This window comes from Streptomyces sp. NBC_00271 (assembly GCF_036178845.1).
Taxonomy (GTDB): domain Bacteria; phylum Actinomycetota; class Actinomycetes; order Streptomycetales; family Streptomycetaceae; genus Streptomyces.
The window spans coordinates 9,734,488-9,747,073 of sequence record NZ_CP108070.1; the positions used below are offsets into that span (position 1 = coordinate 9,734,488).

Below are 12,586 nucleotides of genomic sequence, written 5' to 3' on the forward strand. Positions count from 1 at the left end.
CCTGCCCCACCCAGCCGTGGAAAGGAACCCGATGCAGATCGCCATCGTCCTCTTCGACCGCTTCACCGCCCTGGACGCCGTGGGACCCTACGAGACCCTCGGCCGCCTGCCCGACGCGGAGACCGTCTTCGTCGCCGAGGAGACCGGTCCCGTCCGCAACGACAGCGGCAACCTGGCCCTGACAGCCGACAGGACCCTGGCCGAGGTGCCGCACCCGGACATCGTCGTGGTCCCCGGCGGACCGGGCCAGACCCCGCAGATGGACAACCGGGTCCTGCTGGACTGGCTGCGGGCCGCCGACGCCACGAGCACCTGGACGACCTCCGTGTGCACCGGCTCCCTGCTGCTGGCCGCCGCAGGGCTGCTCGAGGGCCGCCGGGCCACCTCGCACTGGCTGGCCCTCGACCACCTCGAGCGGTTCGGTGCCGAACCGACCGGAGAGCGGGTGGTGTTCGACGGGAAGTACGTGACCGCGGCCGGCGTGTCGTCCGGCATCGACATGGGGCTCGCCCTGCTCGGACGGATCGCGGGCGACGAACACGCACAGGCCGTACAGCTGCTGACGGAGTACGACCCGCAGCCGCCCTACGACGCCGGGTCCCCCCAGAAGGCTCCCGCACATCTCGTGGCGGAGTTCCGGGCGAAGAGCCGCTTCATCATGGAGTAGTCGCGGTGGACGGCGGAGCGGTCGCGGTGGACGACTTGGTGGTCGCGGTGGACGGCGGCGTGGTCCAGGTGAAGCGCGGCGGCCGGCGCTCCAGGAACGCGGCGACGCCCTCCGCGGTGTCGTCGCTCCCGCGCGCCTGCTCGGCCCAGTACGCGTCCCGGTCGGTCCGCCCATGGGCGAATTCCTTGGCGGACGCCTGGGTCAGCAACGACCGCGCGGCCAGGACGCGGGTGAACTCCCCGACCCGCTTGTCGAGTTCGCCCTCGGGCAGCACCTCGTCCACCAGACCCGTGCGCAGCGCCCGTTCGGTGTCGATCAGCTCGCCCGAGAACAGCAGGTACTTGGCGGTCGCCGGACCCACCAGCGACACCAGCCGCCGGGTGGCCGAGGCCGCGTAGACGATTCCCAGCTTCGCCGGCGTCACCCCGAACTGAGCACCCTCCTCCGCGAACCGCAGATCGCAGGCCGCCGCGAGCTGGGACCCGCCGCCGACGCAGTACCCGCGGATCGCCGCGAGCGTCGGTTTGGGGAACGCTGCGAGCGCCTCCTCGGCGTTCACGGCGAGCCCCTGCGCCTCGTCCGAGGAGCCCCGCAGCGTCGAGATGTCGGCCCCCGCGCAGAAGGTGCCGCCCTCGCCGGTGAGCACGAGGACGCGGACGTCCGGGTCGGCGGCGAGCCCGTCGAGCAGGGGCGGCAGCGCCCTCCACATGTCGGCCGTCATGGCGTTCCGCTTGGCCGGGTGGTGAATGACGACGGTGGCGACCCCGTCGCCCACGCTGTGCAGCAGCTGCGGCTCCATACGCCGGATGCTATCCGCAACCCTCGAACGTACGATCAAGAAGGGGTCGGGCGCGAGGAGGGCGCTGATGGCCGGAACCAAGGACAGGGCACCGAGCGACGCGACCGCGAAACTGACCCGCGGCTTCAGCTGGACCGCCGCGTTCGGCGTGATCCTGGTGCTCGCGGGGCTTGTCGGGCTCGTCTACACCGGCGTGGCGACCCTGACCTCGATGATCCTGTTCGGCTGGCTGCTGCTGATCGGCGGCGCGGTCGGACTGCTGCACGCCGTTCAGGCCCGCGGCACCAACTTCTTCTGGCTCGGGGTGGTGGTCGCGGCCCTGAACATCGCGGCCGGAGTGGTGGTGATCCGCCGCCCGGACGCGGCGGCCGAGGCACTCACCATGTTCGCGGCCCTGCTGTTCCTGACCGGCGGGGTGTTCCGGGTGGTCGGCAGCCTCGTGGTGCGCGGTGCGCAGTTCGGCTGGACCCTCCTGCAGGGCGCCTTCGACCTGCTCCTCGGCATCCTGGTGCTGAACAACTGGCCGAGCAGCAGCAAGTACGTCATCGGCTGCTTCTTCTCGCTCGCGCTGCTCTTCGACGGGCTGGGTCTGATCGCCACCGGCTTCGGCGGACGGCGCATCGTGCATATGGTCTCGGGGCGCGACCGGTGACGGACGAGACGGGCGAGCCCGGCGCCCAACCCGTACAACCCGAATAGTTCTCGAAGTAGACACCACGCGGACAGGAGTGGTCGCGCGGCCGACCATGCCATGCGTCAACGGTCAGAAGCCGTCGATAGTCGCTGACTTCTGGTCAGGGATGCGGTCCGGACCAGCGCGTTACCAACACTCGACGTGTGGTGACAATCGAGCGCAAGGGTGGCGACCGGACGATGGAGAACCACGGGCGGGGGTTCGACTCCCGCCCTGAAGGCGCCGGGGATGTGGCTCCCGATCGGAGACCGCCGGGTCCGCTGCCGTACGAGGGGGTGTGGCGGTTCACCGCTCCCGCCATCGACGCCTCGGTTCCGCAGGCACGACACGCCGTTCGTGACCTGCTCTTCCGTCAACAAGTGCCCGTCTCGGACGACCTCGTCCACGGGCTTTTGTTGATCGTCTCCGAACTGGTCACGAACGCGGTGCGGCACGCGGCACTGCTGTCCCCGATGCTCGCCGTGGAGGTGGCCGTGGGAGCCGAGTGGGTGCGGGTCTCGGTGGAGGACAACCACCCCTACCGTCCCACCGCCCTGGAGGCCGACCACGGCCAGACCGGCGGCCGGGGGCTGCTGCTGGTGCGGGAGGTCGCCAGGGAGTCGGGCGGGGTGTGCGACGTCGAGCACACGGCGAGTGGCGGCAAGGTGATCTGGGCCGCCCTGCCGCTCACTGTGAGCATCGTCTAGGGCTTGGCGCTCTCGGGGAGTCTTCGCGAGGACGGGTCCGTCACCAGCCGGCGGACGGGCCCGTCAGCTCCCTGATCGCCGGACGGGCCGCGTCCAGGACCGTCATGAACCACGCCGAGAAGGGGTCCTTCGCGTGCCGCTCCATGAGCTCGGCGGCGGTCACGAACGCGGTGTCCCCGACCTCCTCCGGATCGGGGTGCAGCGACGACTGCACCATGCCGACGAAGAGGTGGTTGTACTCCTGCTCCACCAGGCCCGACTCCGGGTCCGGGTGGTTGTAGCGGACCGTGCCCGCCTCCGCGAGCAGCGAGGGCGAGACGCCGAGCTCCTCGTACGTCCGTCGGGCCGCCGCCGCGAAGGGCGCCTCGGCGGGGTAGGGGTGGCCGCAGCAGGTGTTGGACCAGACCCCGGGGGAGTGGTACTTGCCCAGGGCACGCTGCTGGAGCAGCAGCCTGCCGTGCTCGTCGAAGAGGAACACGGAGAAGGCCCGGTGCAGCTGTCCCGGTGGCTGATGGGCGGCGAGCTTCTCCGCCGTGCCGATCGTGTTGCCGTCCTCGTCGACCAACTCGAGCAAGATCGCTTCAACGGTGCCGTTCGACGAACTGTGCGTCGCGGTGGCAGGTGTGATCGGCATACCCATCCTTCGCATCGGTCTTCGAGCCCCAAGTCTGCCGTACGAAACCGGCACTCCCGGCACTTCGCGGCTCCCCGCATGTCCCGCTCCGGGAGCCCGGAGCGGGACACGCGGCCGACGTCCGTCGGTCACCGAAAGCGGCCGGACACTTGATCGTGCCCGGTGCCACGGACGGGGAACCGTCCAGGACAGGGGCCATCAGATGTTCGCCCGGCCCCCGGATCCGGTGCTCGTCCGGCCCGCCGAACCCGGGCCGGATGCCGTAGTCCGCGGCCGGTTCACCGCGGTGCGCGGCGCACCCGCCGTACGGCGACGGACGCAGGCACCGACGCGGGCACCGGGCGGACGGGACGCGTCAGGCGCCGACGGTGACCGGACGCAGGACATAGCCCACGTAGCCGTACTCCCTCCCGTGCTCGCGGCGCATGGCGATCTCCGCTCGGGCGCCCGCCACCGCCCAGGCCATGCCGGGCCGGGTGACATCGGCCACGTCGGCGTGGACGCCGAGCGCGTCGTAGTACTCGTCCCAGTCGGACTCCGGCTGGAGGTACACCCCCAGTACGGAGTACCCGGCGTCGCGTGCGACCCCGGTGTCCTGGTCGGTCGTGCGCAACGAGTCGTCCTCCCAGAACGCGCGGGCCTGGTCGGACGGCGTGTCGGTGGTCCACACACAGTGGGTGAGGACCAGCGTGCCGCCGGGGGCTAGCAGTCGCCGCCAGTAGCGCAGGGCGGTGTCGAAACCGATCAGATAGGCCGAGCCCTCGGCCCAGACCAGATCGAACGAACCGTCGGGGTGGGTGAGATCTCCCATGTCCCCGTGGACGGTGTCGATCGAGGCGCTGAGACCTCGGGCCGCGGCGGCCGTCCGCAGTTCGTCGAGGAACGGTTCGTGCAGGTCGACGGCCGTCACCTCGGCCGCGGCCTCGGCGGCCAGGAACAGCGCCGAGCGGCCGGGGCCACAGCCCAGGTCGAGCACGCGGGGACGGGCGGGCAGCGGGCCCGCGAGGGAGAGCAGGTGACGGGTGGTGGCGTCGGAGCCGGGGCTCTGCCGGGGCAGTCGGTGGCGCAGGGTGAAGAAGGCCTTGTGGCGGGCGTCGCGGTCGGAAGAGTCGTGATGCTCGGACAACGTGGGAAACCTTTGGATGCGGGGCCCGGGCCGCCGCGCACGCCGCTCGGCGTGGGTCAGCCGTGGACCCGGAGGATGGGGACGCACCTGTGGCCGCGCGCAGCGGCACCGAACTCGACAGTCATCAACCCACCTCTTCCTCGGATCGGCGGCCACGCTAGCACCGGAGCCGCCGGTCGCACCCGCGAATTAATCGCCTGCTGGATCAGGAACCTGTCAGTGGCAGAGCTTCGCCTCGTGCTCCGCGTGCCCGCTCGGTTCCAGCTGGAAGGTGCAGTGCTCCACGTCGAAGTGGTGGCCCAGACAGCCCTGGAGTTCGTGGAGCATCTTCTCGTGGCCGATGGCGTTCAGGACCTCGGAGCTGACGACCACATGGGCGGAGAGGACGGGCATGCCCGAGGTGATGGTCCAGGCGTGCAGGTCGTGCACGTCCTCGACGCCGGACAGGGCCAGGATGTGGGCGCGCACCTCCGCCATGTCGACGTTCTTGGGCGCCGCCTCCAGGAGCACGTCGAGCGTCTCGTGGAGCAGCCTCCAGGTGCGCGGGACGATCATGATGCTGATGAGGATCGAGGCGATCGGGTCGGCCGCCTGCCAGCCGGTGGTCATGATGACCGCGGCGGAGATGATCACCGCCACCGAACCCAGCGCGTCCGCGACCACCTCCAGGAAGGCGCCGCGCACGTTCAGGCTGTCCTTCTGACCGCGCAGCAGCAGCATGAGCGAGATCGTGTTCGCGACCAGACCGATCAGACCGAAGACGATGGTCAGACCGCCCTCGGTGTCCGCGGGTGTCACGAAGCGGTGGATCGCCTCGTACAGGACGTAGCCGCCGACCCCGAGCAGCAGCAGACAGTTGGCGAGCGCGGCGAGGATCTCGGCCCGTGCGTAGCCGAACGTGCGGTTGCCGCTGGGCGGCCGGTTGGCGAAGTGGATCGCGAGGAGCGCCATGCCCAGCCCCACCGCGTCCGTCGCCATGTGCGCCGCGTCGGCCACGAGCGCGAGGGAATCGGCCATGAGGCCGCCGACGATCTCGACCACCATCACGGTGAGCGTGATCGACAGCGCGACCCGCAGCCTCCCGCGGTACGCGGCCGCCGCCGTGCCGGTGGCGGGCGCGCCATGGGCGTGCCCGTGATCGTGTCCAGCCCCCATGGAAGCCGCCTCCTGTGCTCTGCCCGGGATCACAGTGAACTACGGGTGGGGGGTATCGGGCAACGCGGCACTGAACACCGTTGTCATATGCTCTGACCTGCGGAAACGATCCGCAGGTCAGAGCATGGTCAAGATCGTTGATCCAGCGCCCGGGGGTGATGCAGCACCCATCCCTGCCACGCCGACTCCACCATCTCCCGGACCCCGCGCCGCGCGCTCCAGTCGAGTTCCCGCGCGGCCAGGTCGGCCGAGGCGACCGCGCGCGGCGCGTCCCCGGGCCGGCGCGGCTCGACGACCGGTCGCCGGGTGTCCCCGCTGACCTCGCCGATCAGCGTGAGCAGTGCACGTACCGAGACCCCTTCGCCGCGGCCGATGTTCGCCGTGAGGTCGCCGCTCGCGCCGCCGGCCAGCCGCCGGGCCGCCGCGAGGTGTGCCTCGGCGAGGTCGGCGACATGGATGTAGTCACGGACGCAGGTGCCGTCCGGCGTCGGGTAGTCGTCGCCGAAGATCCGCGGGGCCTCGTCGCGGGTGAGGCGGTCGAAGACCATCGGGATCACGTTGAACACACCGGTGTCGGCCAGCTCGGGCGTGGCCGCACCCGCCACGTTGAAGTAGCGCAGGCACACGGTCGCGATGCCGTGGGCCCGGCCCGCCGCGCGGACCAGCCACTCCCCGGCGAGCTTCGTCTCGCCGTACGGGCTCATGGGCGCACAGGGGGTGTCCTCCGTGATGAGGTCCACATCCGGGTTGCCGTAGACGGCGGCGGACGAGGAGAAGACGAAGCGCTTGACGCCGGCCCCGGCGACCGCCTCCAGGAGCGTCGCGAGCCCGCCCACGTTCTCCTGGTAGTAGCGCGTCGGCTGGGCCACGGACTCGCCGACCTGCTTGCGCGCGGCGAGATGCACCACACCCGTCACCGCGTGCTCCGCGAGGACCCGCTTGAGCAGGTCCCCGTCCAGCGACGAGCCCTGTACCAGCGGGATGCTCTCCGGAAGCCGGTTCGGAACCCCGGCCGAGAGGTCGTCGAGGGCGACGACGCGCTCCCCGGCCTCCGCCATCGCCCGCGCCACGTGTGCCCCGATGTATCCGGCCCCGCCTGTGATCAGCCATGTCATGGACGACCACCCTATGTCGGTCCGCGGCCGGTGGCGCCGCTGCCGGCCATCGATCCGACCGCCCTGCCCCGCTACGGGACGGTCTGGAAGGGAGTCGCGATCAATGACGCGAATAGTGCGTTCTGCGAGTGCGGGTTTGTGGCGGGACCCCCGGATCACGGATGATGATCGCGGCGGAGGCGCTACGCAGATGTGGTTGATCGCGCAGTGAACGGGCGGTGAACGCCTGCTTCTCATCATCCGATAGCCTCTGCCGACATGCCGCCCAGCGGCCTGAGCCCCCTCGGGCCTGGGGCCGGGGCCTTCCCACCACGTACACGCCCGGCGCGAGGCCGCGTCGGCACCCAGGGAGTGAGTTCGCTGTCGACCGCCATCCTCACCGGCCAGCCGGTCCCCGGATCGTCGCTCGAGAGCGATCTGCGGTCGCTCGGCTTCGACGTGCGGCTCGCCGGCGAAGCCGGTGACGCCGAGACACTGCTGGCCGCCGTACCGGCGGACCAGCGGGTCGCCGTCGTCGACGCCCGCTTCGTGGGGCACCTGCACGCACTGCGCCTCGGCCTCACGGACCCACGGTTCGCGGCCTCCGCACTGCCCGGCGCCGTATCGGTACAGCCCGAGGCCCGCCGGGCGCTGACCCGTGCCGTGGCCCGTGAGAGCTCCGCCTCCGGCGGCCTCGCCGTCGCCACCGACAACCTCGCCGAGCGCCTCACCGCGGCCCTCGACGCGGACGGCGTCGCCGTGTTCCGCCCCGAGCTCGGCACGCTCGTCGCCGTGGTCCCCACCGACCCGCAGGAGCGCAACGAGGCCCGGCAGGCCGTCTCCGCCGTGGACGACGAGGCCGTGCGCCTGCGCAGCGCGGTCAAGGCCCGCGACGGCTTCTTCACCACGTACTGCATCAGCCCGTACTCGCGCTACATCGCCCGCTGGTGCGCCCGTCGCGGCCTGACACCGAACCAGGTCACCACCGCTTCCCTGCTCACCGCGCTGATCGCCGCGGGCTGCGCCGCCACCGGCACCCGCGCCGGATTCGTCGCGGCCGGGCTGCTGCTCCTGTTCTCCTTCGTCCTGGACTGCACGGACGGGCAGCTCGCCCGCTACTCGCTCCAGTACTCGACGCTCGGCGCCTGGCTGGACGCGACCTTCGACCGCGCCAAGGAGTACGCCTACTACGCGGGCCTCGCCCTCGGAGCCGCCCGCGGCGGCGACGACGTATGGGCCCTGGCGCTCGGCGCGATGATCCTCCAGACCTGCCGGCACGTCGTGGACTTCTCCTTCAACGAGGCGAACCACGACGCCACCGCCAGCACCAGCCCCACCGCCGCCCTCTCGGACAAGCTCGACAGCGTCGGCTGGACGGTCTGGGTGCGCCAGATGATAGTGCTGCCCATCGGCGAACGATGGGCGATGATCGCCGTCCTCACGGCGCTGACGACCCCCCGCATCACCTTCTACGCGCTGCTCGTCGGCTGCGCGTTCGCCGCGACGTACACCACGGCGGGCCGGGTACTGCGCTCGCTGACCCGCAAGGCGCGGCGGACCGACCGCGCGGCGCAGGCGCTGGCGGACCTCGCCGACTCGGGCCCCATCGCCGAGGCTGTGGCCTCGGGACCGGTCCGCAGGGCGAAGGCCCGCGCTTATTCCGCGCCGCTTTGGGCCGCACTGGGCACCGTGATCCTGCTGGTCGACGTGTCGTTCCGGCAGTTCGGAAACTGGCAGATGATCGTCGGCGCCCTCGTCTACGCGGCCTGCGCGGGCCGCGCGGTCGCGCGCCCTCTCAAGGGCCCCCTCGACTGGCTGGTGCCCCCCTTCTTCCGCGCCGCCGAATACCTCACCGTTCTGGTACTGGCGGCTAAAGCCGATGTGAACGGAGCACTTCCTGCGGCTTTCGGCCTGGTGGCCGCCGTCGCCTACCATCACTACGACACGGTGTACCGCATCCGCGGCAACGCCGGAGCCCCCCCGTACTGGCTGGTGCGGGCGATCGGCGGGCACGAAGGCAGGACGCTGCTGGTCACCGTCCTGGCCGTGCTGCTCACCGCCGCACAGTTCAAGGTCGCGCTCACGGTGCTCGCCGTGGCCGTGGCGCTGCTGGTGCTCGTCGAGAGCATCCGCTTCTGGGTGTCCTCCGGGGCCCCCGCCGTACACGATGAAGGAGAACCCGCATGATCGGCCTCGTGCTGGCGGCCGGCGCCGGACGGCGTCTGCGTCCCTACACCGACAGCCTCCCAAAGGCTCTGGTGCCGGTGGGACCCGAGGGCATGGAGGACAGCATCACGGTCCTGGACCTGACCCTCGGCAACTTCGCCGAGATCGGTCTGACCGAGGTCGGGATCATCGTCGGCTACCGCAAGGAAGCCGTGTACGACCGCAAGGACGCCCTGGAGGCCAAGTACGGCCTCAAGATCACCCTCATCGACAACGACAAGGCCGAGGAGTGGAACAACGCCTACTCCCTGTGGTGCGGCCGTGACGCCCTCAAGGACGGTGTGATCCTCGCCAACGGCGACACCGTGCACCCGGTCTCCGTCGAGAAGACGCTGCTGGCCGCCCGCGGCGACGGCAAGCGGATCATCCTCGCCCTCGACACGGTGAAGAAGCTCGCCGACGAGGAGATGAAGGTCGTCGTCGACCCCGACAAGGGCGTCCGGAAGATCACCAAGCTGATGGAGCCCACCGAGGCCACCGGCGAGTACATCGGTGTCACCCTCATCGAGGGCGACGCCGCCGCCGACCTGGCCGACGCCCTGGAGACGGTGTGGGAGACAGACCCGCAGCAGTTCTACGAGCACGGTTACCAGGAGCTCGTCAACCGCGGCTTCAAGATCGACGTGGCACCGATCGGCGACGTCAAGTGGGTCGAGATCGACAACCACGACGACCTCGCCAAGGGACGGGAGATCGCGTGCCAGTACTGACAAGGCTCATCCCCTCGCCGGTCGTCGTCGACATCCGCGCGGGTGCCCTGGACGACCTGGCGAGCGTGCTCTCCGACCAGCGGATCTCGCACTCCGGGAAGCTGGCCGTCGCCGTGAGCAACGGCTCCGGCGCGAAGCTGCGCGAGCGGATCGCCCCGGCCCTGCCCAGCGCCACCTGGTACGAGGTCGGCGGCGGCACCCTCGACGACGCGATCCGGCTGGCCGGTGCCATCAAGGCCGGCCACTACGACGCGGTCGTGGGCCTGGGCGGCGGCAAGATCATCGACTGCGCGAAGTTCGCCGCGGCGCGCGTCGGCCTCCCGCTGGTCGCCGTGCCCACCAACCTCGCGCACGACGGCCTGTGCTCGCCCGTCGCGACCCTCGACAACGACGCGGGCCGCGGCTCCTACGGTGTGCCGAACCCGATCGCGGTCGTCATCGACCTCGATGTGATCCGGGACGCCCCCGCACGGTTCGTGCGCTCCGGCATCGGCGACGCCGTCTCCAACATCTCCGCGATCGCGGACTGGGAGCTGGCCAACCGCGTCAACGGCGAGAAGATCGACGGTCTCGCGGCCGCGATGGCACGCCAGGCCGGAGAGGCCGTACTGCGCCACCCCGGCGGCATCGGCGACAACGACTTCCTCCAGGTGCTCGCCGAGGCACTGGTCCTCAGCGGGATCGCCATGTCGGTGTCGGGCGACTCACGGCCCTCGTCGGGCGCCTGCCACGAGATCAACCACGCCTTCGACCTCCTCTTCCCCAAGCGCGCGGCCAGCCACGGCGAGCAGTGCGGTCTGGGCGCGGCCTTCGCGATGTACCTGCGGGGGGCGCACGAGGAGTCGGCGTACATGGCCGAGGTGCTGCACCGGCACGGGCTGCCGGTGCTGTCCGAGGAGATCGGGTTCACCGTGGACGAGTTCGTACAGGTCGTGGAGTTCGCTCCGCAGACCCGGCCGGGCCGGTACACGATCCTCGAACACCTCGACCTGAAAACCAACCAGATCAAGGACATCTACTCCGACTATGCCAAGGCCATCAGTAGCTGAACTCCGCCCCGTCGTTCATCCCGCAGGGGTGAAGGACCGGCGCAGCGGTGAGCATTGGGCGGGACGCCTGTACATGCGAGAGATCTCGCTGCGCTGCGACCGCTACCTGGTGAACACCAGGATCACGCCCAACCAGCTCACGTACCTGATGACTGTCTTCGGCGTGCTCGCCGCCCCGGCCCTGCTGGTGCCGGGGATCCCGGGCGCCGTGCTCGGCGTGCTCATGGTCCAGCTCTACCTGCTGCTCGACTGTGTCGACGGTGAGATAGCGCGCTGGAAGAAGCAGTTCTCGCTCGGCGGGGTCTACCTGGACCGGGTCGGTGCCTATCTGACCGACGCCGCGGTGCTCGTGGGCTTCGGCCTGCGCGCCGCCGATCCCTGGGGTTCCGGGCGGATCGACTGGCTCTGGGCCTTCCTCGGCACCCTGGCGGCCCTCGGCGCGATCCTGATCAAGGCCGAGACCGACCTCGTCGGTGTCGCCCGCCACCAGGGCGGCCTGCCGCCGGTCAAGGAGTCGGCGTCCGAGCCGCGCTCGTCCGGCATGGCGCTGGCCCGCAGGGCCGCCGCCGCGCTGAAGTTCCACCGGCTGGTGCTCGGCATCGAGGCGTCCCTGCTGATCCTGGTGCTGGCCATCGTGGACTCGGTGCGCGGAGACCTGTTCTTCAGCCGCCTCGGCGTCGCGGTCCTGGCCGGCATCGCCATCCTCCAGACCGTGCTGCACCTCGTGTCCATCCTTGCCTCCAGCAGGCTGAAGTGAGTACGGCGATGAAGGTCGGCGCGGTCATCATCACCATGGGCAACCGCCCCGACGAACTCCGAGCCCTGCTGGACTCCGTCGCCAAGCAGGACGGCGACCGGGTCGAGGTGGTCGTGGTCGGCAACGGCTCGCCCGTGCCGGACGTCCCCGACGGCGTACGCACGGTCGAGCTGCCCGAGAACCTCGGCATACCCGGCGGCCGCAACGTGGGCATCGAGGCCTTCGGCCCCGGTGGCACGGACGTCGACATCCTGCTCTTCCTCGACGACGACGGCCTCCTCGCCACCCACGACACCGCCGAGCTGTGCCGCCTGGCCTTCGCCGCCGACCCCGAGCTCGGCATCATCAGCTTCCGGATCGCGGACCCCGAGACCAAGGAGACCCAGCGCCGCCACGTACCGCGGCTGCGCGCCTCCGACCCGATGCGCTCCTCGCGCGTGACCACCTTCCTCGGTGGCGCCAACGCGGTCCGTACGAAGGTCTTCGCCGAGGTCGGCGGACTTCCGGACGAGTTCTTCTACGCCCACGAGGAAACCGACCTGGCATGGCGGGCCCTCGACTCGGGCTGGATGATCGACTACCGGTCCGACATGGTGCTGTACCACCCCACGACCGCCCCTTCGCGGCACGCGGTCTACCACCGCATGGTGGCCCGCAACCGCGTCTGGCTCGCGCGCCGAAACCTTCCCGCACCGCTCGTCCCCGTCTACCTCGGCGTCTGGATGCTCCTGACCCTGGCCCGCCGTCCCTCCGGACCTGCCCTGAAGGCGTGGTTCGGCGGTTTCAAGGAGGGCTGGACCAGTTCCTGCGGGCCCCGGCGTCCCATGAAGTGGCGTACGGTGTGGCGGCTGACCCGCCTCGGTCGTCCTCCTGTCATCTGACAAGCGGCTACGCCATCTGACAAGCTCGTTTCCGGGAGCACGTTCGCCGTACTCCGGTGTCCCGTGCCCTCAGCCCCTGCCCGACCAGGCCGTGCGCATCATGAAGAC

The 12,586-nt window shown here is 70.6% G+C and carries 12 protein-coding genes and 1 pseudogene; 8 read left to right on the top strand and 5 right to left on the bottom strand.

Annotation, left to right across the window (positions count from 1 at the left end; translation table 11 throughout):
• Nucleotides 1-31: 31 nt before the first annotated feature.
• On the top strand, nucleotides 32-667 hold the full coding sequence (locus OG798_RS44280; protein WP_095851354.1) for a DJ-1/PfpI family protein: 636 nt from the start codon (nucleotides 32-34) through the stop codon (nucleotides 665-667).
• On the opposite strand, the gene OG798_RS44285 is transcribed toward OG798_RS44280, so the two are convergent.
• Complete coding sequence (locus tag OG798_RS44285; RefSeq protein ID WP_121414220.1) at nucleotides 657-1,466, bottom strand: enoyl-CoA hydratase/isomerase family protein; 810 nt, start codon at nucleotides 1,464-1,466, stop codon at nucleotides 657-659. The genes OG798_RS44280 and OG798_RS44285 overlap by 11 nt on opposite strands.
• 67 nt (nucleotides 1,467-1,533) lie before the next feature.
• Here OG798_RS44285 and OG798_RS44290 point away from each other — a divergent pair, with 67 nt between their 5' ends.
• On the top strand, nucleotides 1,534-2,118 hold the full coding sequence (locus OG798_RS44290; RefSeq protein WP_097223918.1) for an HdeD family acid-resistance protein: 585 nt from the start codon (nucleotides 1,534-1,536) through the stop codon (nucleotides 2,116-2,118).
• Nucleotides 2,119-2,339: 221 nt separating this feature from the next.
• Nucleotides 2,340-2,846 (top strand): ATP-binding protein, encoded by a 507-nt coding sequence (locus OG798_RS44295; protein ID WP_095857597.1) that lies wholly within the window; start codon nucleotides 2,340-2,342, stop codon nucleotides 2,844-2,846.
• Between the two features lie 40 nt (nucleotides 2,847-2,886).
• Here OG798_RS44295 and idi read toward each other — a convergent pair whose 3' ends face one another.
• The 4 genes and pseudogenes from idi to galE form a co-directional block, all read right to left on the bottom strand.
• Nucleotides 2,887-3,480, bottom strand: coding sequence for an isopentenyl-diphosphate Delta-isomerase (gene idi / locus OG798_RS44300; RefSeq protein ID WP_054232743.1), 594 nt, complete (start codon nucleotides 3,478-3,480; stop codon nucleotides 2,887-2,889).
• Nucleotides 3,481-3,853: 373 nt separating this feature from the next.
• Nucleotides 3,854-4,606, bottom strand: a pseudogene (locus OG798_RS44305) (class I SAM-dependent methyltransferase); the annotation flags it as partial.
• A 216-nt stretch (nucleotides 4,607-4,822) separates the two neighbouring features.
• A complete protein-coding gene (locus OG798_RS44310; RefSeq protein ID WP_328758908.1) occupies nucleotides 4,823-5,761 on the bottom strand; it encodes a cation diffusion facilitator family transporter in 939 nt (312 codons plus the stop codon).
• Nucleotides 5,762-5,889: 128 nt separating this feature from the next.
• Nucleotides 5,890-6,876 (bottom strand): UDP-glucose 4-epimerase GalE, encoded by a 987-nt coding sequence (galE, locus tag OG798_RS44315; RefSeq protein ID WP_267063606.1) that lies wholly within the window; start codon nucleotides 6,874-6,876, stop codon nucleotides 5,890-5,892.
• Between the two features lie 360 nt (nucleotides 6,877-7,236).
• On the opposite strand from galE, the gene OG798_RS44320 reads away from it, so the two are divergent.
• From OG798_RS44320 to OG798_RS44340, 5 genes are read left to right on the top strand one after another with little or no spacing between them, the layout of a single operon-like run.
• Complete coding sequence (locus tag OG798_RS44320; protein WP_328760158.1) at nucleotides 7,237-9,042, top strand: DUF5941 domain-containing protein; 1,806 nt, start codon at nucleotides 7,237-7,239, stop codon at nucleotides 9,040-9,042.
• Nucleotides 9,039-9,791 (top strand): phosphocholine cytidylyltransferase family protein, encoded by a 753-nt coding sequence (locus OG798_RS44325; protein WP_328758909.1) that lies wholly within the window; start codon nucleotides 9,039-9,041, stop codon nucleotides 9,789-9,791. The genes OG798_RS44320 and OG798_RS44325 overlap by 4 nt, the downstream gene beginning before the upstream one ends.
• The gene (locus OG798_RS44330) at nucleotides 9,779-10,840 is read left to right on the top strand and encodes an iron-containing alcohol dehydrogenase family protein (protein WP_267063607.1); all 1,062 of its coding nucleotides are present in this window, start codon (nucleotides 9,779-9,781) and stop codon (nucleotides 10,838-10,840) included. The genes OG798_RS44325 and OG798_RS44330 overlap by 13 nt, the downstream gene beginning before the upstream one ends.
• The gene (locus OG798_RS44335) at nucleotides 10,818-11,597 is read left to right on the top strand and encodes a CDP-alcohol phosphatidyltransferase family protein (protein ID WP_095851346.1); all 780 of its coding nucleotides are present in this window, start codon (nucleotides 10,818-10,820) and stop codon (nucleotides 11,595-11,597) included. The genes OG798_RS44330 and OG798_RS44335 overlap by 23 nt, the downstream gene beginning before the upstream one ends.
• An 8-nt stretch (nucleotides 11,598-11,605) precedes the next feature.
• Nucleotides 11,606-12,478 (top strand): glycosyltransferase family 2 protein, encoded by an 873-nt coding sequence (locus tag OG798_RS44340; RefSeq protein ID WP_373559056.1) that lies wholly within the window; start codon nucleotides 11,606-11,608, stop codon nucleotides 12,476-12,478.
• Nucleotides 12,479-12,586 lie beyond the last annotated feature (108 nt).

What these genes read in the sequence shown, in the direction of transcription:
- OG798_RS44290 (WP_097223918.1), top strand. Translation starts at nt 1,534, where the DNA reads ATGGCCGGAACCAAGGACAGGGCACCGAGCGACGCGACCGCGAAACTG.
- OG798_RS44325 (WP_328758909.1), top strand. Translation starts at nt 9,039, where the DNA reads ATGATCGGCCTCGTGCTGGCGGCCGGCGCCGGACGGCGTCTGCGTCCC.
- galE (WP_267063606.1), bottom strand. Translation starts at nt 6,876, where the DNA reads ATGACATGGCTGATCACAGGCGGGGCCGGATACATCGGGGCACACGTG.
- OG798_RS44295 (WP_095857597.1), top strand. Translation starts at nt 2,340, where the DNA reads ATGGAGAACCACGGGCGGGGGTTCGACTCCCGCCCTGAAGGCGCCGGG.
- idi (WP_054232743.1), bottom strand. Translation starts at nt 3,480, where the DNA reads ATGCCGATCACACCTGCCACCGCGACGCACAGTTCGTCGAACGGCACC.
- OG798_RS44310 (WP_328758908.1), bottom strand. Translation starts at nt 5,761, where the DNA reads ATGGGGGCTGGACACGATCACGGGCACGCCCATGGCGCGCCCGCCACC.
- OG798_RS44335 (WP_095851346.1), top strand. Translation starts at nt 10,818, where the DNA reads ATGCCAAGGCCATCAGTAGCTGAACTCCGCCCCGTCGTTCATCCCGCA.
- OG798_RS44285 (WP_121414220.1), bottom strand. Translation starts at nt 1,466, where the DNA reads ATGGAGCCGCAGCTGCTGCACAGCGTGGGCGACGGGGTCGCCACCGTC.
- OG798_RS44280 (WP_095851354.1), top strand. Translation starts at nt 32, where the DNA reads ATGCAGATCGCCATCGTCCTCTTCGACCGCTTCACCGCCCTGGACGCC.
- OG798_RS44340 (WP_373559056.1), top strand. Translation starts at nt 11,606, where the DNA reads ATGAAGGTCGGCGCGGTCATCATCACCATGGGCAACCGCCCCGACGAA.